Here is a 22030-nt window from a genome sequence, read left to right as displayed (position 1 = left end):
TTAACCCGGTTCTCATTGTTCACAAAGATTTACATAGTTGTAATTTACAGTACATACAATTCAGAAATCTCATGAAAAATACTGGGAGGCTAAAGCCTCCTTACCCCTTTCATCCCCGGACTGAAGTCGCGGGGTTTTCAGGGTGTTCTTTATAAAATACAGTCAAATTCTACCCCCATCTCCCCATCTCCGAGTGTTCCGCGGCCCCAATCTTCCACTCTCTTAATCTCCCACTACCCAATCTCCCGACCGACCTCTCACTTCCCCATCCAGTAAAATGTAAAATCGAAAGTAGCGTGTTTAACCAAAATAGGTAACTCCGAAAGTGCTAAAGACTCTTAGAGCTGACTTCAGTATAATTTTCGATCGCGACCCTGCCGCTCGCAACTGGCTGGAAGTTTTGTTTTGCTACCCCGGTCTTCAGGCCCTAGTGCTGCACCGCCTCGCACACTGGCTTTATGTGTTGGGACTTCCCTTCATCCCCCGCTTGATTTCCCACATTGCTCGCTTTTTGACCGGAATTGAAATCCACCCAGGGGCAACCATCGGCAAAAGCGTATTCATCGACCACGGTATGGGGGTTGTAATCGGCGAAACAGCGATTATCGGCGATTTTGCCCTAATTTACCAAGGTGTCACCCTCGGCGGCACAGGCAAGGAAAGCGGCAAGCGTCACCCTACCGTCGGCGAAAATGTAGTTGTAGGTGCAGGCGCCAAGGTACTCGGCAATTTGCTAATTGGCAACAACGTCCGCATCGGCGCCGGTTCCGTCGTGCTCCGGGACGTACCATCTGACTGTACAGTGGTAGGGATTCCCGGCCGCATCGTCTATCGATCGGGAGTGCGCGTCAATCCCCTAGAACACGGCAGTTTGCCGGATTCGGAAGCTGTGGTAATTCGCTCTTTGCTCGATCGTATCGAATCCCTCGAACAGCAAGTAAAAAGTTTGCTTCCTCAACCATCTGTCTCCTTAACTTCTGTTCCCAATTCCCACAATTTCCACTCAGTATCAGAAGCTTTAAACCAAGCCAGCAATGTAGCCTTAGCCGAAAAAACGCAGCTAGTTACAACCCCTAGCTGCCAGTTAAAAGATAAAGCAATTCAAGAATTTTTAGACGGCAGCGGCATCTAAAATTTGAATTGGGCATAGGGCATAGGTCTCCGTGGGAATTGGCAATTGGGTCTGGAAGGTTACTGGTAACAAATAACCAATAACCAACAATCACCGACTAATGACTACCCAGATTTATCAGTGGAGTCGCTTTCTTCAATCTAAAATCTAAAATCTAAAATCTAAAATCGGTTGACTTCTTTTTCAAGGATTAACCGATCGCACAGACCAATTTCCCTCCCCGTCGCGCCGATAAAGCGATCGGTTTTGCGGTTCCCCCCGCAACTCCAACAAATCCACCGTTTCCGGTTCCAACAACAGCAAGCAAAAATTAGGCAGCGGCTCGATCGCATCTGGGGAAGCAGAATCAAAAGCACTAGCCTCGGCTTTGTCATCCCCCGGATGCGGCCAAGCAAACTGCGATCTAGCCGCCTCAGAAAGCTCCTGCCAAGCTGTGCGGCGCGACGAGCACAACTGGGCCTCTGGATAATCTGCCCCTACCAAAACTAGCTTTCCAGCAATCCGAAATTGTTCGCGAGTTTTAGGAAAATACCAGCAAATTTCCCCCCAAGGATAGAGGTTAATTTCCTCTGCCTTTTGGCTGCGAATATCTGTAATAAATTTCAACTGATTAGTATCTGCTAAAAAGCCGCGAAACACCACAGTGCGGTTGGCCGGACGCCCGGTAGCCCGAACAGTTGCTAGTTGCAAGTAGCGGGCAAAAGCAAGACTGCGGTTGCGGTGGAGGGCGCGAGCTAAGGGCGATCGCCAAAGTGCTAAAGACATAATTAATAACCTATCATATTGGTAATGGGATTAGTCAGTAGTCAGTAGTCATTAGTCAGTAGTCATCAGTCATTGGAAACAAGGTAATTCGGAAAAAGAGAATTGCTAATTGGATAAGGTGTAAACACCAGCACGCTACTACTGACTGCTGACTGCTAGCTAATAACTAATAACTAATAACTGATGACTACTGACTGAGGACTCTTCTTTCTGCTATTGGTAATTTTATGTCAAATTCACTCTCAAAACTCAAAACTATTGAAACTCCCCACAGCGGCTACCACTGGGACGGCAGTTCCAGGCGCTTTTTTGAAGGCTGGTACTACCGAATAACATTACCGATTCACGGGCAATCCTTTGCATTCATGTATTCCATCGAAGACCCCAGAGGCGGTCAACCTTACAGCGGCGGTGCAGCTCAAATTCTCGGCCCGAAAGATAGCTATTTGTGTCGCACCTTTCCCGATGTAAATAAGTTTTGGGCGCACCGAGAAAGCTTGGGTTTGGGACATTGGGGCCGAACAGATTTACAAATTAAACCTCAATATTTAGAGCCGCAAGTATTCGACAGCCGCGTCGAAGAAGGCTATCAAGCTACTGCTACTTTGAATCAAGGTTATCTGCACGATCCGGGAAGCAGCAGTCACTGTTTTTGGCAGTACGAAATTCAACCTATTTACGGCTGGGGAAACTCTGAAGAAATCCAGAAATCAACGGCGGGAATGCTATCTTTCCTGCCCGTCTTTGAGCCTGGATGGCAAATTTTAATGGCTCACGGTTTAGCCACGGGCTGGATCGATTGGAACGGGCAACGCTACGAATTTAAAAATGCTCCCGCTTACAGCGAAAAAAACTGGGGCGGTGCTTTTCCGCAAAAGTGGTTTTGGATTAATTGCAATTGTTTTCAAGGCGAAAACGATTTAGCTTTAACTGCTGGCGGGGGCAAGCGGGGCGTGCTGTGGTGGATGGAATCGGTAGCAATGATTTGTTTGCATTACCGAGGAAAATTTTACGAATTTGTGCCTTGGAATTCCCAAGTTAGTTGGAATATTGAACCTTGGGGAAGCTGGAAAATGCAGGCTAGAAACAGCCAATTTGAAGTTGAGTTGATTGGCACTACAAACAATCTTGGTACTTATGTGCGAACTCCTACAGAAAAAGGCATGGCTTTTTGCTGCCGGGATACGACGCACGGCGAATTGCGCTTGCAACTGCGAGAGTTGTTGGGGGGAAATGTTGAAAAAAATGGCAAGCAGCGTTCTAGAATTATCTTAGAGGCTCAAAGTTCTTTATCGGGTTTGGAAGTTGGGGGCGGGCCTTGGGATGAAGTTTGGCGATCGCATTAAGTCAGTAGTCAGTCGTCAGTAGTCATTAGTCATTAGGCAGTATAGTCAGTAACCTGTTGCGGCATTTAAATTGTCTGTCAAAAAAATTTAAAGTCTTGTGGGGTGTCCCGCCCGCCCTGAATATACAATTTAAATGCGCGACAGCTTAGTCAGCCGTCAGTTGTCAGTCGTCAGTTAATAGTTAACAGGAGTCATAACAGCCATGATCGATTTACTCGGTTTGCAATTAGGTGAATTTTACCGCAGCCAGCGTTTACAAAAAACTTTCAAGGTGATTTTGGGACTAATTTTATGTTTGAGTACAATCTTGATGCCGGCGGCAATTGCTAGTGCTGCCGGTGATTTGTCTCGCCAACCTGTTACCGAAATTACTGTTAGTTTGGGTAACGAAGCTGGGGAACTAAAATTTTTTCCCAATCAGCTAGAATTTGAATCGGGCAAGCGCTATAAATTAGTGCTAAAAAATCCCAGTTCCCAGAAACATTATTTTACTGCTAAAAACTTTGCTGATGCGAGTTGGACTCAAAAAGTTGAAGCTGGTAATGTGGAAATTAAAGGAGCGATTCACGAATTGGAACTTAAACCGGGCGCTATGGCAGAATGGCTGTTTGTGCCAATCAAATCGGGAAGTTACAACCTGCGCTGTACGGTAGCCGGACATACAGAGGCGGGGATGATTGGCAAAATTACGATCGCCTCTTAAATCCCAGTTAATACATTAACAGATTGACTAACTTTTGTGTAATCGGAAAACCAGTCTGACGCTCAAAATGTCTGAACATCGGACTAGGATTTGCCTCTAAAAATACATACTCACCGGTTGGCTTGAGACGCCAATCAATAGCAGTCCAATCGAGCCTAAATGCCTTTGATATTGCTAAACATTGTTGGTGAACTGATTCGGGCAAATCTATCGGAATCAACTCGGACTCTAAATCTTCCCGAAAGTCCACAGCTTGACTGCGAATTTCTGCCGAATAAACTGATTCACCTATCACATAACTGCGAATATTTGTCCCAGGAATATACTCTTGTATTGTGACTGGAGAAATACTCAAGGCCAAGTCCAGGCGATTAGGTTCTAAATGCGCCTCTGTCACCAACTTGGCATGAGCGCCACCATAAACAGGCTTAAAAATTGCTTTTTCATGAGGTTCGACAAATTCTCTAACTTGCTCTGGATTGTTACTGATTAAAGTTGCAGGAATCGTAACTCCTATTTGCTTTGCCAGACTCAGTTGTAGGGGTTTTTCTTTATGAAATTGGTATGCCTGCCAGGAATTAATCCAGCGAGCCCGACAAGCTTGCATTAGCGATCGCACTGTACTCATGGAATCGTTCAATGCAACTTGCTGTTGATTTGCATCGTTTAAAGGTGGAACGCCAACACCGGAAAAATTGCGCCAAAATACACTGTGAATATCTTGAAAATTCAACTGGCGACCTCCGGGTAGCGTCAAGCACCCTACCAGGGTATCGGGTTGCCAAGACAGACGTAACTGTCTTGGAAACAGATAGGTGTCTAAGTAATCTACTTCTGCACCGGCTTGGGTGAGAGCATCTTTTATATGAGCAGCATGAGCATCTGAATCATTACCCAGAATTAAAATGTTCATGGGAAATTTGAAAATTAAAAATGTGCTAAAATCAAGTAAAAATATAAAAAGTCGCATCACTTGTTTTGAGAGTGTTGCAACTTTTTATATATTGAAAAAAAACACTCGAATGAGGCTGAATCTTTGAAAGTCTTATTCACGAATTAGGCAGAAGCTCTACCATTGTCGGCACGAATGAGATTACCAATAAATAGGGCCTCCACCGCCTTCAAACCAAGCTTTTGTGTAATGTCCTCCACCCTCTTCACCTAGTGCCATAGTGGTCATCGGAGGGTCAATGGGAATAGGCTTGGGAGGAAATCCTCCTCCTCCTTCACTTCCCGGACAGGGAGCTGAGATACACTGTATCCCACCACCACCTTCTTCACCTATAGCTAGAGTGGTAGCCCTTAATCCACCTCCGATGCGGGTGGACTCTTCATCGGTTAGCGTCTCTTCAAAATCCAAATCAATTGCTTCGAGATCGGCAATATCTAGATCAAAAGGATGATTCATAAAATTATCCTACTTGAGTAAAAGATTAGGTGTACTGACACATAATCTAAATCAAGAGGATGAAGTGATGTTGCCATTTTGGCAAGTTTCAAAGTAAGTCTTGTAACTGTCAGTTAAAAAATATTAAGCTGACTCTAGCGGAGCCATTGTCAGTCCCGCACGGCTTAATTGCATATGATAAAGTTCTGCTTGCTCTTGCGGCCCAACCCAGACAGTGGCCTGGCCTTCGTGGTGGATTTGGTTGGCGAGTTTCCAAGCCCGATCGCTCGTCATCCCTGGAATGTATTTCGTCAAACATTCCACAACGTGCTGAAATGTGTTGAAATCGTCGTTGAGAACTATTACCCGATAGTTGGGATAAGGTTTGCGTGTAACTTGACTCGATCGAACGGGTGCTATGGTTGGTGAAGAGGTCATCGCGCGAACAGCCACTGAAACTACAAAATTCGTAAAATAGTTACCTTTAAAATTATAACACAATTGCCGAATTTTTCAACCCCTACTTGGTATTTCGATCCGCTTCGGGGTTTATTTTCAGCGCCGGGCCCGGCGTTAGACTTCTCCAGAAAGTCTTGTGGGGAGTAGGGTTAGGCATCCTGCCCCCCATTGACAGGCTTTTGAGGAGAAATCTATTGCACCGCGACGATTAAACTACAGTTAACACTCGATCGACCTCAGAAGTGTCGCCGTGAGAGTACGCTTGCACCAGAAGTTGCTTTAAATCTTCAATCAGCGGGTAGCGGGGGTTTGCTCCGGTACACTGATCGTCAAAAGCGCGATCGGCCATTTCCTCAACGCGAGCAAAAAAGAAATCATCGCTCATTCCCTGACTGGCGATCGCCTCCTGAATCGTGCTAGGAATATCTACCTGACGCTTCAGATCTTCCACCGCTGCGATCAACTTCTCAACTTTCTCCTCTTCTGTATCGCCGCCCAAATTCAGATAGTCCGCAATTCGAGCATACCGCCACTTGCTGTTAGGATACTTGTTTTGAGAAAAAATCGCTTGTTTGAACGGAACATCCGTTGCATTGTAGCGAATTACATGGGAAATCATCAGCGCATTCGCTAAACCGTGAGGGACGTGGCAAGTTGCACCTAATTGGTGAGCAATTGAGTGACAAACCCCCAGAAAAGCGTTGGCAAATGCCATCCCGGCGATCGTAGCAGCATAATGTACTTTCTCCCGCGCTTTCGGATCGCTAGCACCATTTTTGTAAGCGCTGGGCAGGTATTTAAACAGCAAACGAATTGCTTCTAAAGCCAAACCATTTGTATACTCAGAAGCCAACACAGAAACATAAGCTTCTAAAGCGTGGGTTAGCGCATCAATGCCGCCGTAAGCAGTCAGTTTCCGGGGCATATTCAGCGTAAGTTCTGGATCGACGATCGCCATACTCGGAGTCAGAGCATAATCTGCAAGCGGATACTTAATCCCCGATTGTTCATCCGTAACAACCGCAAAAGGCGTGACTTCCGAACCCGTTCCCGAAGTAGTTGGAATTGCCACCATAATTGCCTTCGATCCCAAAGGCGGCAGTTCGTATACCCGCTTGCGGATATCCATAAACCGCATCGCCAATCCTTCAAACTCAATTTCTGGATGCTCGTACATCAGCCACATTACTTTAGCAGCATCCATCGGCGAGCCACCACCAAAAGCAATAATCACATCTGGATGGAAACTATTGCAGATTTGTAAACCTTTGCGAACAGTAGCAAGCGAAGGATCTGGTTCCACATCGTAAAATGTGTAGTGATCGATGCCGATTTCTTCCAAACTATCTGTGACTTCCTTAATCAATCCCAATTCAAACAATGGTTTATCCGTCACGATCAAAGCACGTTTCTTACCTGCAAGATCCCTCAAAGCTACAGGAAGACAACCCGACTTAAAATAAATCTTGGGAGGAATGCGGAACCAGAGCATATTCTCGCGGCGTTCTGCTACGGTTTTGATATTCAGCAGGTGATGGGGTGTCACGTTGACAGAAATAGAATTATCGCCCCAGCTACCGCAACCGAGGGTAAGGGAGGGATCGAGGCGGAAATTGTACAAATCGCCGATCGCACCTTGAGAAGAAGGGGTATTAATCAGCACCCGCGAAGTCTCTACTTTGCTTTCAAAATAACGAATGTGCTTCTGATTGTGCGGAGCCGTGTAGAGTACAGAAGTATGTCCGTGTCCGCCAAAAATTATCAGCGCTTCAGCTTTGTCTACTGCTTCAGTAAAGTCCTTGGCGCGGTACATGGCGAGAATCGGCGAAAGTTTTTCGCAAGCCAAGGGTTCTTCTTTACCAACCGCCTCCACTTCTCCAATCAAAACCCTGATGTTTGACGGCACTTCAAAACCCGCAACCTCCGCCACCTTTTGCACGGATTGTCCGACAAGTTCAGCATTCAATCGACCATCAATTAAGATTACCTGCCGCACTTTTTCCCGTTCTTCCGCATTGAGGAAATAAGCACCGCGCTTGATAAATTCCAGTTGCACGGCATCGTACACCTCATCCACAACAACCACCGATTGTTCCGAAGCACAAATCGTGCCGTTGTCGAAAGTTTTGCTGAGCAAAATTGAGCTGACAGCCATTTGGATGTGGGCGGTTTCATCAATGATGGCGGGAGTATTTCCCGCGCCGACACCGAGGGATGGGTGTCCTGAAGAGTAGGCAGCTTTTACCATTCCCGGCCCGCCAGTTGCCAAAATTAGTTTGATATCGGGGTGCTGCATCAAAGCTTGGGAAAGCGGCACAGTTGGCTCGTCAATCCACCCAATAATATCCGGTGGTGCTCCTGCCGCTACAGCAGCATCGAGGATGATTTTTGCCGCCGCAGCCGTGCAGGATTTGGCGCGGGGATGGGGCGAAAATATAATGCCATTTCTCGTCTTGAGCACGATTAAAGACTTAAAGATGGTGGTGGAAGTCGGGTTAGTTACAGGAACGATTCCCGCCAGCACTCCCACGGGTTCGGCAATGCGTTCGTAGCCAAAATGCCGGTCGGACTCGATGATACCGCAAGTCTTGTCGTTTTTGTATTTGTTGTAAATCATTTCCGAGGCAAAATGATTTTTGATTGCCTTATCTTCGATGACTCCCATTCCCGATTCTTTGACTGCTGCCTTGGCTAAGGGAATGCGGGCGGCATTAGCGGCTAAAGCTGCTTGCTTGAATATGCGATCGACCTGTTCTTGAGTATAGGTAGCAAATTCAGCTTGGGCTGCTTTTACTTTTTGAATTAGCACTTCTAATTCATCTACATTGGTAACTTTCATGTTATTTTTCCTGATGTTTTTTTAGGGAAAATTATTGCCTCAATCTTTAATTGGTGAGGAACCCGCCGATCGACGCAGATAATTTTACGATTGTTGGTGACTTGCGAACGCGGTCTTTTAATTATTATATACCGCTAGCTCCCATCGCATTGACCCCGCGACTGCGAAAAATATCAACAGTTTGTTGCACGAGTTCCGGTGAAGCTGGATGTGTATCCTTGAGTTCGTAATCCAATTTTAATTGTTCCCATTTGTATTCTCCCATTTTATGAAATGGTAATACTTCTAATTTTTCCACATTCTTCAGATTGGCAATGAAGTCCGCTAATTTTTCTACGTTTTCGATGTCATCTGTGAGGTGAGGAACTAGAACGAAGCGAATCCACGTCGGTTTGCCAATTTCGCTGAGGTATTTGGCCATTGCTAAAGTAGGCTCGATGGAAACGTTGGTGACTTTGTAATACAGATCGGGAATGTAGGATTTGATGTCCAATAAAACCAGATCGGTCATTTCTAGCACCGGTTTAGCAACTTCTAAAAGACAGAACCCTGATGTGTCCAGCGCTGTATGCAAACCCATTTGATGACAGCGGATAAAGATTTCTCTGACAAAATCCGGCTGCATCAACGGTTCGCCGCCGCTGACGGTAACGCCTCCTTTTCGCAGGTAGGATTTACATTTTGTAATTTGAGCGATTAAATAATCGACGGTTACTTCTTTACCATCGTGGGAATTGCGACAGTCGGGATTGTGACAGTACAGACAGCGTAACGGACAGCCTTGGGTGAAGACGATAAACCGGATTCCGGGGCCGTCTACGGTACCAAAAGTTTCGATTGAATGAATGCGACCAATTCCCGACATTTAATTTGCTGTTTGTTGGTGATGTTTCGAGATTAGGGATGAGGGAATCTCGGTGTTAACTTAAGCCTGGAAAATTGCGGATTTTTAGTTTGGTTGCTGAGGCTAGATCCCCCTAAATCCCCCTTAATAAGGGGGACTTTGAGAAGGGGACGGTTCCCCTTGAATCCCCAGATAGTCGGGGGAATTCAAGAATACTCTTCCCCCTTAAGAAGGGGGGTTATATCGTTTCCGGTTGCATCGGAATGATTTAACCACAGAGGGCGCAGAGAACGCAGAGGGAGAGAATACAGAGATGAATAATTCCGATGCTACCGGATTTGATATTAGGGGTATCTGGTCTCATGGTTCAACAGCGAAACTAGACGAAAAAAGACTTATTCAGAACCAATTATGTAGGCGCTTCTTGAGTCCCCCTCTGCTCGGACTTCGTTTGACTCGCTTAGCGGTTTCAACCGCCGATTCCAATGGGATTTAGACGCGCTCGTGGAAAGTCCGTTTAATCACATCTAATTGCTGTTCGCGGGTAAGTTTGATGAAATTAACCGCATAACCGGAGACGCGAATTGTTAGCTGGGGATAGTTTTCTGGATGTTCCATCGCATCTAGTAATGTTTGCCGATCGAGCGCGTTAACATTGATGTGATGGCCGCCATCGTGGAAGTAACCGTCTAGGACACCAACTAGGTTGTTAGTCCGATCGCTCTGGGTTCTGCCCAAGGCCTGCGGTAGAATCGAAAAAGTATTCGATATGCCATCTTGACAATCGCTGTAAGGCAGTTTGGCTACAGAAGATAAGGATGCGATCGCCCCACAGGAATCTCGGCCGTGCATCGGGTTAGCACCGGGAGCAAAGGGTTCGCCTGCTTTGCGTCCGTCGGGAGTGCTACCAGTTTTTTTGCCGTACACTACGTTAGAAGTAATCGTGAGTACCGATTGAGTCGCTACAGCGCCGCGGTAGGTTTTGTGCTGGCGAATTTCGTTCATGAAGCTTTGCACGAGTTCGATGGCCAGACTGTCTGCGCGATCGTCGTTATTGCCGTATTTTGGATATTCTCCTTCGATCGAGTAATCTACGGCCAAACCTTGCTCGTTGCGAATCACCTTAACTTTAGCGTGTTTAATCGCCGAGAGCGAGTCCGCCACCACAGACAACCCGGCAATTCCGCAGGCCATTGTCCGGTAAACATCGCGATCGTGCAATGCCATTTCCAGGCGTTCGTAGCAGTATTTGTCGTGCATGTAGTGAATGACATTCAACGTATTGATATACGTTTTTGCCAACCACGCCATCATTTCTTGGAACCGCGCTCTTACCTCGTCGTAATCGAGATATTCGGTAGTAATCGGTGGGAACTGCGGCGCGATTTGGTCGCCGGACTTCTCATCTTTACCGCCGTTAATCGCATAGAGCAAAGTCTTGGCCAAGTTAACTCGCGCGCCGAAAAACTGCATTTGCTTGCCAATTCGCATCGCGGAGACACAACAGGCGATCGCGTAATCATCGCCGTATACAGGACGCATCAAATCGTCGTTTTCGTACTGAATCGAACTCGTATCGCTGGATACCTTGGCACAGAATTGTTTGAAGTTTTCCGGCAAGTTTTCCGACCACAAAACGGTGAGATTTGGTTCGGGTGCAGTACCGAGGTTGGAGAGGGTGTGCAAGAATCGGAAACTGTTGCGAGTTACCAATGTTCTACCGTCATTGCTGGTACCGCCGATCGCCTCTGTTACCCAAGTTGGATCGCCAGAAAACAGAGCGTTATAGTCGGGAGTTCGCAAAAACCGCACCATGCGGAGTTTCATGACAAAATGGTCGATCAGTTCTTGCAATTCTTGTTCGGAACTCGCGCCGCTTTGCAAATCGCGCTCGAAATAAATGTCTAAAAACGTCGATACGCGGCCGAGAGACATCGCTGCCCCGTTTTGTTCTTTCACTGCTCCCAAGTAGCCAAAATACAGCCACTGGACAGCTTCTCGTGCATTTGCCGCCGGACGGCCAATATCAAAGCCGTAGCTAGCAGCCATTTCTTTTAACTCAAACAAGGCCCGAATTTGCTCGGATAACTCTTCGCGCAAACGAATTGTTGCCTCGTCCATCGCCTCTAGTTCGAGCGATTCTTGCTGTGTTTTTTTATCATCAATCAGGCGATCGACACCGTACAAAGCAACGCGCCGGTAGTCACCGATAATCCGCCCGCGTCCGTAGGCATCTGGCAAACCTGTGATGATACCAGAACGTCTCGCCAGACGCATCGAGCGCGTGTAAGCATCGAATACACCATCGTTATGAGTTTTGCGATATTTCGTAAATATTTCTTCAGTTTGCCGATCGAGCTGATAGCCGTAAGCTTCTAAACCTGCCTTGACCACGCGAATCCCGCCGAAGGGCATAATCGCGCGTTTCAATGGTCTATCTGTTTGCAAACCTACTATTTGTTCTAAGTCGCGATCGATGTATCCTGCTGCATGAGCCGCGATCGATGTGGGAACTTTTGTATCAACATCCAATACACCTTTTTCGCGCTCTTGCTTCATTAGTTCCAGAACTTGGTGCCAAAGCTGCTGGGTTTTTTCAGTTGGTGCTGTGAGAAATTCTGCATTCCCTTCATAGGGGGTGTAATTTTTTTGAATGAAGTCTCTGACGTTGACTTCTTTTGTCCAGTTGCCTTCAGTAAAGCCGTGCCATTCTGCAAACATAGCTTGCTTTCACCTCTATTTTTTGTTGGCGACCGATCTTTTTTCTTCGACCACCACATTTAGTATATATTTAATTTCAATATTTTAAATACCCTGTTCGGTATTTGTTACAAAAATTGACTTGCTAATTCCGTGGGAAGAATTAAGATAGATAGTAGGCAGAACATCCTCGTGAATTGTTGAGGAAGCTCTGACTAAAGGAGTTCCCGAACTAACACTTTGACAATGGAAATGTTGTTTAAGGGTGGGTGGGTCGGAAACGCGCAATGAGATTTTTTTTTCAGGAACTGCGAACCCCCGAAGATGGTGAAGAAAAAGAGTTGAGATTGGATGCGGTAATTTTTATCGAAAGCAGAGCAATATTAATTGCTGAATAGAAGTAGGGTATTATGCAGATAAATTCAAGAAATGAAAGCACAGCGAGCGATCCGGCTCACGATATTTGGAAAGAACAGCGTCATCCGCTCGATCGGATTTTTGAGCCTCGCTCCGTGGCTGTAATCGGCGCCACAGAGAGAGAAGGAAGCGTCGGACGTACTCTCCTGTGGAACTTGATTCGGAATCCGTTTGGCGGAACAGTTTTTCCGGTGAATCCGCAGCGCCGCAGTGTCTTGGGGCTCAAGTCTTATCCTGACATTGCTAGCGTCCCGGAAGTAGTGGATCTGGCGGTGATTGCTACGCCTGCTGCTGGGGTGCCGCAAGTGATCCGCGAATGTATCGCTGCTGGGGTGAAAGGGGCAATTATTGTTTCTGCTGGCTTTAAAGAGATTGGTGCGGCTGGGGAGGCTTTAGAACAGCAAGTTCTCGCCCAAGCGCGTCTGGGCGGAATGCGGATTATCGGCCCCAATTGCCTCGGCGTGATGAATCCCGTCCTCGGGCTCAATGCTACTTTTGCAGGTACGATCGCCCGTCCGGGTAATGTCGCTTTCATCAGTCAAAGCGGCGCCCTCTGTACTTCGATTCTCGACTGGAGTTTGGGGGAAAACGTCGGTTTTAGCGCCTTTGTATCGATCGGCTCTATGCTCGATGTCGGTTGGGGCGATCTGATCGAGTATTTCGGGGACGATCCCCATACCCACAGTATCGTTTTGTACATGGAATCTATGGGTGATGCTCGTTCGTTCCTGTCCGCCGCCCGCCCAGTGGCGATCGACAAACCGATCATCATTCTCAAGGTAGGACGTACCGCCGCCGCCGCCCAAGCCGCCGCTTCCCATACGGGAGCTTTGACCGGCAGCGATGACGTGCTTAACGCTGCTTTCCGCCGCTGCGGCGCGTTGCGGGTACATACCATTTCCGATTTGTTCGACATGGCAGAAATTCTCGCCAAGCAACCCCGACCGCAGGGCAACCGCCTATCGATCGTCACCAATGCAGGAGGCCCGGGGGCGATCGCCACTGATGCCTTAATTAGCGACGGCGGTGCGCTGGCAGATCTGGCACCGGAGACGCTGCAGCAGCTTGATGAGTTTTTGCCCCCTCAGTGGAGTCATCACAACCCGATCGATATTTTGGGCGATGCTAGTAGCGATCTTTACGCCAAAACTCTAGAAGTGGTCGCTCCCGATCCCAATAGTGACGGATTGCTGGTCATCCTGACGCCACAAGCGATGACAAATCCCACCCAAACCGCAGAAAAACTCAAGTCTTACAGCAAACTCGGAAAGCCCTTATTAGCAAGCTGGATGGGCGGTGTGGAAGTGTCAGCGGGAACGCAAATTCTCAATCAGGCAAATATTCCGACTTTCCCTTATCCCGATACCGCCGTCAGGTTGTTCAACTATATGTGGCGGTACACATACAACCTGCGCGCTATCTACGAAACGCCATCTCTCCCCGCTGATTGCAAAATCGAGACTTCCGGGTGTGCGACTCCTGCGAAGATTTTGACTGCCGCCCGCCAAAACAATCGCACTCTATTAACCGAGTACGAATCAAAACAGTTGCTGGCAGCTTACGGCATTCCCACCGTAGCGACAGAAATTGCAGCGAGTGCGGCCGAAGCTGTGGAAATTGCCGGTCGCCTCGGTTATCCAGTGGTGCTAAAACTCCATTCTGAGACGATTACTCACAAAACCGATGTGGGGGGCGTCCAACTAAATTTAGGCGATGCTAAGGCTGTAATTAGTGCCTTTGAGGCGATCGCCCAGCGGGTACGGGCGATCGATCCTGCAGCGTTTCTCGGCGTAACCGTGCAGCCGATGGTGAATTTGGAAGGCTACGAACTAATTTTGGGTAGCAGTATTGACCCGCAATTTGGGCCGGTGATGCTCTTTGGTTCCGGCGGACAATTAGTGGAAGTCTTTCAAGATCGATCGCTGGCACTTCCGCCCTTAAATACCACCCTAGCGCGGCGGATGATGGAGCAAACGCGCATCTATAAAGCTTTGCAAGGAGTGCGCGGGCGATCGGCAATTGACCTGGTACAACTCGAACAGCTATTAGTTCGTTTCAGTCAACTGATTGTAGAGCAACCTCAAATTTCCGAGATTGATATTAATCCGCTGTTGGTTTCTCCTGAAGGTGCGATCGCTCTTGATGCCCGCGTTGTTCTCAAGACAACAGAAAACCCGATTTTACCGGCGATTCGCCCCTATCCTACGCAATACGTTCAAACATGGTCAAGTAACGGCGATCGTCCCATCACGATCCGTCCGATTCGTCCAGAAGATGAGCCGCTGATGGTGCTGTTCCACCAAGAACTTTCCGAAGAGAGCGTCTATTTGCGCTACGCTCACATGGTAAAGTTAAAGAACCGCATCGCTCACGAACGTTTGACTCGGATTTGTTTTATTGACTACGATCGGGAAATGCTGTTAGTAGCCGATCGTCAAGACCCGGAAACCTCAGAACACCGGATTTTGGCAGTAGGGCGTCTGAGCAAACTCCACGGCACAAACGAAGCCGAATTTGCCCTGATCGTTAGCGATAGCTATCAGCAGCGCGGTTTGGGAACAGAATTATTGAGTCGGCTGCTGCAAATTGGTCAGGAAGAGAAATTAGAGGCGATCGTCGGCTACATTCTCAATAGCAACTACAAGATGCAGAGCCTCTGTAAAAAACTAGGATTTGAACTCCAACCAGACCGAGGCGAAGGAATGTTGAAAGCTGTTTTTGTTTGCTAATATCATTTCCGGTTACACTCATACATGATGTTGACTGTTGACGCCGTGAACGCCGTGAACTCGAATTTACTATTCCGATGCTAACGGATTTGATATTAGTCCTCACTACAAACTTTATCGGTTTGTAGTGATATCATGTCCGATCGAGCGACCGCGATTTTTGTAGGGGCGGGTTCACAAACAATACCTGCCAACAATGGACAATCTCAAAAACCCGCCCCGACCGGAATATTATGGTTAATCGATCGGACACGATATGAGGACTTTAGTCCTCAAACTCAGATGCTACTAAGCCGCAGCCAAATTTGCTGCTGCGAAATCCCAGTTAGCCAAATTATCCAAGAAATTAGTAATGTAGTCGGGACGGCGGTTTTGGAAATCCAAATAATAAGCGTGTTCCCACACATCCAAAGTCAGCAACGGAGTTTGGCCGTGTGCTACCGGAGTGTCGGCGTTAGCAGTTTTGGTGACTTTCAAAGTGCCGTTATCCAAAACCAGCCAAGCCCAGCCGCTACCGAACTGAGTTGTCGCTGCAGTCTTAAATTCTTCTTTGAATTTGTCAAAGCTGCCGAAGTCGGCGTTAATTTTGTCAGCTAAAGCTCCTGTCGGAGTACCGCCGCCGCCCGGTTTGAGGGAATTCCAGAAAAAATTGTGGTTCCAAACTTGACCTGCATTGTTGAAAATGCCGGCTTTGGATGGGTCTTTAGCAGATTCCTTGACAATTTCTTCAAGGGATTTGCTCGCCATTTCCGTTCCTTCAATCAGTTTATTCAGATTGGTCACGTAAGCAGCGTGGTGCTTGTCGTGGTGGAACGAAAACGTGTTCGCCGACATATGAGCTGGTTCTAGGGCGTCAGCGGCGAAGGGTAACGGTGCAAGTTCAAATGCCATGGTGTTCAATCCTCTCTGGATTACTTTGGGTTTTTCGGTTGACTTGTTGGCTTTTGTATGATTAAAGCCGAGAGTCACTAGCTTGAGTTTATCAAGCTGTGGTAAATAATTCTTTACAATTTTCCTATTTTATAGCAGTTGCAGCATTTTAGGATTCAGACTTCTATTTTTTAGATATCAAACCTACTTATTGCAGGCTTCAGATAGCATAAACCATCACTAAATGTCAAGCCACCTGGGAGGCAAATAAAAGTGTGGGTGAAATTGTCAACCGCTCGAAATTTTATGAGACTGATAAAGAGATTAAACCTGTAAATTGGCAAAGATTAACCTAAGTTCAATTAAGCTGTAAGAAAGTCAAACAAGTTCCAGGAGCTGTCAATGGAAAAGCGTTTAAACAACTCGTCCAGTAACCCCCCTCAATGGTTGAACCTGCAATTAATCGTCACCGCTCTGGAAACAGTCCAAGACTTAATTGTAATTTCCCTATGTATTGGTTTGTTTTGTTTCATGGTGCTAGAACTCCGAGAAATGTTCTTCTCGCTGCTACCTCCTTTAAATTTCCAGCAAGTGACTGCAGACATTCTATTTTTATTGGTTTTAGTGGAATTGTTTCGGTTGCTAATTATTTACTTGCAAGAACAAAGAGTTTCGATCGGTGTAGCTGTAGAAGTTTGTATTGTATCAGTTTTACGAGAAGTGATAGTGCGGGGAGTGCTGGAAACTCCCTCGGTTCAAATATTATCAACAGGCGCATTTTTGCTGGTTTTGGGAGTGTTGTTGGTAGTCCGAGTTTGGTTGCCGCCAACTTTCGAGGGAATTGACCCGGAACGTCGCATGGCTAGCAGAAATAGAAAATATTCAGCGCCTGAATCTTTTTCCGATCCTGTTGCAGTTGATAGCAAGTTTAATTCTCATTGAATATGGCAGGACAGGCGATTTTAGATTTTAGATTTTAGATTTACTCTTCGATCGCTTGTCACGTTAACACCTATCATTTTCGATCGAACTGAGATGTTGCACCATTGTCAAAAACGGGATCTGTGGCCCGTGAAGCGAAGAGTATATTTTCTCCTAGGGTGGGGAGGAGAACCCACCCAAAAAAGAATTATTGAGAATGGTGCAAGATGTGAACTCAAATCAACCCGATCGTGTTTGCAGTGAAGACTAAAATTATCTGCATTTTCAGAGGATGTTAGTCCTCACTACAAACACAAGCTTCATCAGTCATTCCCAATGATTCAAATCTAAAATCTAAAATCTAAAATCTAAAATGGTATTACCCGTTAGCCTGTAATTCACCCAAACGAGCCAACACTTCTTTAGAATGAATCGCGGGATTAATCTTCACAAAAGTTTCGCGCAAAATACCTTCAGGGTCAATAATAAAACTGTGCCGCGCCGAGATAAAACTCATCCAAGAACCGTAAGCTTTACTCACTTTACCATCCGTATCAGCTAGCAGCGGAAACTTCAAACCTTCCGAATCGCAAAATTCCGCGTGGGAGTTGACATCATCAGCGCTAATACCGAGAATTTGAGTATTCTTTGCCAAGTATTTCGGCAAGTCTTCCTGAAATCTCCGCGCTTCGATCGTACAACCCGATGTAAAGTCTTTCGGATAAAAATAGACTACCAGCCACTTACCGCGATAATCGGACAGGGAAACTTGTCCGTCGCCGCTGTTTGTCGGCAAACTAAAATCCGGTGCGGCTTCATTCACCGTGGGAAGCTTGCCACCGAGGGCAAATGCAGGTGCGGCAAAATTGAAACTTAGAAAAACTAGACAAATTGCCAATAAAGTGCTAAAAAACTTGCGACGGGACATCATAAATTTAGAAGTAGAACTGTACTTAAGATAAGTTTACAGTTTTCTGATTAAATGGGTAGGGGCAATTCGCGGATTGCTTCTAAAACCCAAATATCACTCACTCAAATAGCAATTTATCTATGAGCGCTGCACTCCCATTACCAGGCAAAGCTATAGTAGTTCAGGTAATTAACGGTCAACCCGTGACGATCGAAGTAGACGGCACTAATGCCCCGATTACTGGGGGAAATTTTGTTGACTTAGTTGAACGCGGCATTTACGACGGGGTGATGTTTCACCGAGTTGTGCGCCAGCCAGATCCTTTTGTGGTGCAAGGAGGCGATCCGCGCAGCAGAGATACTACAATTCCAGCCAGTCAATTGGGAACGGGTAGTTTTATTGACCCGGATACCAATCAGGCGCGTTTTATTCCTTTGGAAATTAAGCCGCAAGGGGCCGCGCAACCTGTTTACAACCAAGTTGTAACCCAGACGCCGCAGTTGCAGCATACTCGCGGGGCTGTGGCAATGGCTCGTTCTAATGCTTTGAATTCGGCTTCTTCGCAGTTTTATTTTGCTTTGGATGATTTGCCCTTTTTGGATGGGAATTATGCTGTTTTTGGCAACGTTATTCAAGGTTTTGAAACGGTGAATGCGGTGCAGCAGGGCGATCGCATTTCGACTGCAAAAGTCGTTGGAGGTATTGTCCCCAGCCGGGTTTCTAGCATAATTACCGACGTTAATGTACTCAACGATTTCATTAACAGTACCAATTTCGTAAATTTATCTTTGCGATCCCTCAGACTGTCAAACACCCCCAACAACTATCAAGCCACTTCCCAAGACTCTCAGCAAAATCCCAGCGGTGTAGTGGGAGGTAGCGCAAACGATCGCATCCTCGGTTCACCGACGGATGATGCAATTAATGGCAGCCAAGGTAACGATACCATCACTGGCGAAGCAGGCGACGACTTTTTGCGAGGCGGCAAAGGTAACGACTTGATTAGCGGCGGTGTTGGCAACGATATTATCAACGGAAATCTCGGCGACGATACTGTCAATGGCGATGCTGGTAACGACTTTTTGCGAGGCGGCAGAGGTAACGATGTTTTAATCGGCGGCGATGGTAACGATATTTTAGTCGGCGATATTGGTAGCGATACTCTCACTGGTGGCGCAGGTGCAGATACTTTTGTTCTGACCACAGGCGAAAATCTGGCTTTAGATACGGCAAGCGATATAATTCTTGATTTTAGGCCGGGAGATGGCGATCGTATTGGCTTAACCAGCGGTTTATCCAACACCTCCTTCACCCAATCTGGCAGCGACACACTCATTCAATTTGGAGGAGTTACTTTGGCTGTGGTTCAAAATTCCGTCCCCGCAGCAGTTCAAAACGCCGCCTTTGCAATTAACTTTTCTACTATTTCCCGTCCTGATGACTTGCCAGTCGGCGACGCCGCCTTGAGAATTGGCTAACTTTAACAAGACTGAGGCAATAAATATAAGGGTAGGGTGCTCTTCGGTGCACCTTACCTGATTATCAATTCCCAATTCCCAATTCCCAATTCCCAATTCCCCAATTCAACTAATACCATAGCTGGCTAATTTTACAAACCGCATCTTGATAATAATCCATCCTCCCCTGTTGCTTAAAAAGCTCGGCAGCCTTCTGAAAATCCTCAAATGCTCCCTGAACCTCTCTCAATTTATATCGAGTCACTCCTCGGTTAAAGTAAGCTTTAGCAAAATCGCTATCGAGGCGAATTGCTGACTCAAAATCAGCTAGTGCTGCCAGGGAATTTTCCATTTGCAGGCGGATAGCACCTCGGTTAAAGTAAGATTGAGCTACATTAGGGTTGAGCAGCAGTGCCGAGTTGTAATCGGCGATCGCCGCAGTATAATGTTTTAAACCAGTCAGCATAAACCCCCGATTGGTGTAATACTTGGCTCGGTAAGGATTGAGTTCGATGGCTGTAGTTAAATCTTCGAGCGCCGATTGCTTGTAGCCTAATTTGTAGCGGGCCACACCGCGATCGTTGTAAGCTGACGCAAATTGCGGATTAATGTTAATTGTGGCAGTAAAATTTTTAATAGCGCCGTGCAAGTCTTGTTGTTCGAGATTTTTTAAACCCTGAGTGTAAAATTTTTTGGTACTAACTTTTAAATTTGCCTCTTGTCGGGATTCAGCTTGCTCCCCCGGAAATACTTTGGCTGCAATATTAGTGAATCCCAAAGATTCGATCGAATTGAAAATATTTGTCACAACTAATTGGGTTTGGAGAAGGGGGATAGTAGGCATGGGAGAAGTGCTGTTTAACTGTATGCTCTTATTTTCCTAAATGATTGAGCTATTGACAGTGATATCCGCAGTCTCAGAAAAGTGATAAGTTTGATGAGATTTGGTGATGCTGGGGCATTGACTTGTGTGATGAAAGTTCGGCTTAGTTAGTGATGACGATCGCAATTCAGACAAAATGCGTCTACAACCATTTAAATATAAGGTTTTCAGGCTAGCTTGGCGGTTTCTTTCTTCCCGTATTGAGCAGTTCCTACCGGGATTGTTTGCAGGTATGCCCCTGGGAGATCGATCGCAACTGCCGGCTGCAAGTATTACTTTGTAGCGATATTGCACTGGCAAATCTCGATCGAACTTGCGGTTATCTCATACCAGGTTTTTAGGAAAAATTTTAGTTTGGAAGAGAGGCATTTGTGAATCAACCGGGTTTCTAGCTCAAAGCGCGTCTAAGGCTGGCTGAGTTAAGTTTGTGCATGCGCCAACCCTCATTAATCTTTCACTACACTAATATTTTTGAGTAATCTTGCTGAGGGAAGTTGCAGATTATTTGCTATGCTTTGATTAGACATCAATAATTTATGGCGCAAATTAGTGTCAATGAAAAGAGTTATGAGGTTGAAAACTTTCTTCGCTGCCGTGTTGGCGATCTTCCTGTTCACTCTCTACTTAACTCCTCCTGTGATGGCCGCGAATGGGGAGGATTTGAGTCACCTATTAAAAGATAATTGGTGCGTCAGCTTTCTGTGGAAGCAATGCGATTTGAGCGCTGTCGATTTGCGGGGAGCTAATCTCCAAGAAGCCAATTTGTCCGGCGCTAATTTGAGCGGCGCTAATTTGTCCGGTGCTAACTTAAAAAATGCTGACCTTTCTGACGCAGACCTCACCGGCGCTAATTTAGCAAATGCTGATATTTTAGGCACGGATCTCAGTCGAGCCAATTTGACCGAAGCTAATTTCAACGGCACGAAGTTGTGGGATGCTAATCTGACTTTGGCAAATCTGAGCCGCGCCAATTTACAAGATGCTAATGTCTTAGATTCTCGACTGTGGGGAAGCAATCTTACCCACGCTAATTTAACGAATGCGACGCTGCACGGTGCTGACTTGCAATATGCTAATTTGGCAGACAGTAATTTGACAGGTGCTGACTTGCACAGCTTCTTTTTCCGAGGTTCCAAACAAGTCACAAATTTGAGCAATGCTAATTTAGAAGGCGCTATTTTAACTGGCGCAAATCTCAGAGGTGCGGTGCTGGCAGGGGCAATAATGCCAGACGGCTCTATTAATGAAGAAATTGGCTTTAATTTAAAGTAAAGTTTAATTAAAGTCTGTTTGAATAATTTTCACAACAGGTTTTCGGGCTGATTTCGCAGTCAATGAATTATCTGGTGTAGCTGCACCCCTTGCCCACAGGTTGTTGAGGATGCTGTCAAGATATCAATTTCAACCAGGGTGCGATCGACCTTTTCACTCCCAAGCTGCGCCCGTTGCCAACAGCTTGTTGAGGATGCTGTCAAGATATCAATTTCAACCAGGGTGCGATCGACCTTTTCACTCCCAACCAGTAAATCTCGCTAAAATCTTAAATTTCAAACCAAACCTGCGCGCATCTGTTACAATTTTCAACAAACCCAGAACAGCCCCGAACGTGAAGTCACCTGCCTAGGGATACCAGCCCCCGACAGAAGTCGTGAAGAGCAAAAATATTAG

Annotated in this window: 19 protein-coding genes; 9 read left to right on the top strand and 10 right to left on the bottom strand. The window is 46.4% G+C overall.

What is annotated here, in order from left to right; genetic code table 11:
- Nucleotides 1-325: 325 nt before the first annotated feature.
- Nucleotides 326-1132: a serine O-acetyltransferase gene (gene cysE, locus OSC7112_RS26900; RefSeq protein WP_015178840.1), complete on the top strand. Its 807-nt coding sequence runs from the start codon at nucleotides 326-328 to the stop codon at nucleotides 1130-1132.
- A gap of 183 nt (nucleotides 1133-1315) precedes the next feature.
- Here cysE and OSC7112_RS26895 read toward each other — a convergent pair whose 3' ends face one another.
- Complete coding sequence (locus tag OSC7112_RS26895) at nucleotides 1316-1897, bottom strand: Npun_F5749 family FMN-dependent PPOX-type flavoprotein (RefSeq protein ID WP_015178839.1); 582 nt, start codon at nucleotides 1895-1897, stop codon at nucleotides 1316-1318.
- A 227-nt stretch (nucleotides 1898-2124) separates the two neighbouring features.
- On the opposite strand from OSC7112_RS26895, the gene OSC7112_RS26890 reads away from it, so the two are divergent.
- Nucleotides 2125-3243 carry a tocopherol cyclase family protein gene (locus OSC7112_RS26890; protein WP_015178838.1) on the top strand — a complete coding sequence of 373 codons (1119 nt, stop codon included), beginning with the start codon at nucleotides 2125-2127 and terminating at the stop codon, nucleotides 3241-3243.
- Nucleotides 3244-3445: 202 nt separating this feature from the next.
- Entirely contained in the window at nucleotides 3446-3946 is a 501-nt protein-coding gene (locus OSC7112_RS26885) for a plastocyanin/azurin family copper-binding protein (RefSeq protein WP_015178837.1), read from the top strand.
- A gap of 7 nt (nucleotides 3947-3953) precedes the next feature.
- On the opposite strand, the gene OSC7112_RS26880 is transcribed toward OSC7112_RS26885, so the two are convergent.
- From OSC7112_RS26880 to pflB, 6 genes are all read right to left on the bottom strand, one after another.
- Nucleotides 3954-4859: an ATP-grasp domain-containing protein gene (locus OSC7112_RS26880; protein ID WP_041623522.1), complete on the bottom strand. Its 906-nt coding sequence runs from the start codon at nucleotides 4857-4859 to the stop codon at nucleotides 3954-3956.
- Between the two features lie 180 nt (nucleotides 4860-5039).
- The gene (locus tag OSC7112_RS26875) at nucleotides 5040-5354 is read right to left on the bottom strand and encodes a hypothetical protein (RefSeq protein WP_015178835.1); all 315 of its coding nucleotides are present in this window, start codon (nucleotides 5352-5354) and stop codon (nucleotides 5040-5042) included.
- 123 nt (nucleotides 5355-5477) lie between these two features.
- Nucleotides 5478-5771 carry an ATP-dependent Clp protease adapter ClpS gene (clpS, locus tag OSC7112_RS26870; protein WP_015178834.1) on the bottom strand — a complete coding sequence of 98 codons (294 nt, stop codon included), beginning with the start codon at nucleotides 5769-5771 and terminating at the stop codon, nucleotides 5478-5480.
- 229 nt (nucleotides 5772-6000) lie between these two features.
- The gene (adhE, locus tag OSC7112_RS26865; protein WP_015178833.1) at nucleotides 6001-8631 is read right to left on the bottom strand and encodes a bifunctional acetaldehyde-CoA/alcohol dehydrogenase; all 2631 of its coding nucleotides are present in this window, start codon (nucleotides 8629-8631) and stop codon (nucleotides 6001-6003) included.
- A gap of 124 nt (nucleotides 8632-8755) precedes the next feature.
- Nucleotides 8756-9496: a pyruvate formate-lyase-activating protein gene (pflA, locus tag OSC7112_RS26860; protein WP_015178832.1), complete on the bottom strand. Its 741-nt coding sequence runs from the start codon at nucleotides 9494-9496 to the stop codon at nucleotides 8756-8758.
- A gap of 471 nt (nucleotides 9497-9967) precedes the next feature.
- The gene (gene pflB / locus OSC7112_RS26855) at nucleotides 9968-12196 is read right to left on the bottom strand and encodes a formate C-acetyltransferase (protein WP_015178831.1); all 2229 of its coding nucleotides are present in this window, start codon (nucleotides 12194-12196) and stop codon (nucleotides 9968-9970) included.
- Nucleotides 12197-12585: 389 nt separating this feature from the next.
- Between pflB and OSC7112_RS26850 the strand changes: the two genes are divergently transcribed.
- Nucleotides 12586-15321 carry a bifunctional acetate--CoA ligase family protein/GNAT family N-acetyltransferase gene (locus tag OSC7112_RS26850; RefSeq protein ID WP_015178830.1) on the top strand — a complete coding sequence of 912 codons (2736 nt, stop codon included), beginning with the start codon at nucleotides 12586-12588 and terminating at the stop codon, nucleotides 15319-15321.
- Between the two features lie 288 nt (nucleotides 15322-15609).
- On the opposite strand, the gene OSC7112_RS26845 is transcribed toward OSC7112_RS26850, so the two are convergent.
- The gene (locus OSC7112_RS26845; RefSeq protein WP_015178829.1) at nucleotides 15610-16212 is read right to left on the bottom strand and encodes a superoxide dismutase; all 603 of its coding nucleotides are present in this window, start codon (nucleotides 16210-16212) and stop codon (nucleotides 15610-15612) included.
- Nucleotides 16213-16593: 381 nt separating this feature from the next.
- Here OSC7112_RS26845 and OSC7112_RS26840 point away from each other — a divergent pair, with 381 nt between their 5' ends.
- Nucleotides 16594-17133: a phosphate-starvation-inducible PsiE family protein gene (locus OSC7112_RS26840; RefSeq protein WP_015178828.1), complete on the top strand. Its 540-nt coding sequence runs from the start codon at nucleotides 16594-16596 to the stop codon at nucleotides 17131-17133.
- A gap of 358 nt (nucleotides 17134-17491) precedes the next feature.
- Here the strand turns inward: OSC7112_RS26840 and OSC7112_RS26835 are convergent, their stop codons facing one another.
- Nucleotides 17492-18043, bottom strand: a complete 552-nt coding sequence (locus tag OSC7112_RS26835; protein WP_015178827.1) for a peroxiredoxin — start codon at nucleotides 18041-18043, stop codon at nucleotides 17492-17494.
- A 119-nt stretch (nucleotides 18044-18162) separates the two neighbouring features.
- Here OSC7112_RS26835 and OSC7112_RS26830 point away from each other — a divergent pair, with 119 nt between their 5' ends.
- Nucleotides 18163-19500: a peptidylprolyl isomerase gene (locus OSC7112_RS26830; RefSeq protein ID WP_015178826.1), complete on the top strand. Its 1338-nt coding sequence runs from the start codon at nucleotides 18163-18165 to the stop codon at nucleotides 19498-19500.
- Between the two features lie 109 nt (nucleotides 19501-19609).
- Here OSC7112_RS26830 and OSC7112_RS26825 read toward each other — a convergent pair whose 3' ends face one another.
- Nucleotides 19610-20323: a tetratricopeptide repeat protein gene (locus tag OSC7112_RS26825; protein ID WP_015178825.1), complete on the bottom strand. Its 714-nt coding sequence runs from the start codon at nucleotides 20321-20323 to the stop codon at nucleotides 19610-19612.
- 175 nt (nucleotides 20324-20498) lie between these two features.
- Between OSC7112_RS26825 and OSC7112_RS40225 the strand changes: the two genes are divergently transcribed.
- The 3 genes from OSC7112_RS40225 to OSC7112_RS38660 all read left to right on the top strand — a co-directional run bounded on the left by OSC7112_RS40225 (nucleotide 20499) and on the right by OSC7112_RS38660 (nucleotide 21986).
- Complete coding sequence (locus tag OSC7112_RS40225) at nucleotides 20499-20645, top strand: hypothetical protein (protein WP_190274275.1); 147 nt, start codon at nucleotides 20499-20501, stop codon at nucleotides 20643-20645.
- Between the two features lie 272 nt (nucleotides 20646-20917).
- Entirely contained in the window at nucleotides 20918-21634 is a 717-nt protein-coding gene (locus tag OSC7112_RS26820; protein WP_015178824.1) for a pentapeptide repeat-containing protein, read from the top strand.
- A gap of 109 nt (nucleotides 21635-21743) precedes the next feature.
- Nucleotides 21744-21986, top strand: coding sequence for a hypothetical protein (locus OSC7112_RS38660; protein WP_150111613.1), 243 nt, complete (start codon nucleotides 21744-21746; stop codon nucleotides 21984-21986).
- Nucleotides 21987-22030: the final 44 nt, after the last annotated feature.

It is taken from the genome of Oscillatoria nigro-viridis PCC 7112 (genome assembly GCF_000317475.1).
GTDB lineage: Bacteria > Cyanobacteriota > Cyanobacteriia > Cyanobacteriales > Microcoleaceae > Microcoleus > Microcoleus nigroviridis.
The sequence above is the reverse complement of the archived record's forward strand: the minus strand, read 5'-3'. Positions and strand labels throughout refer to the sequence as shown.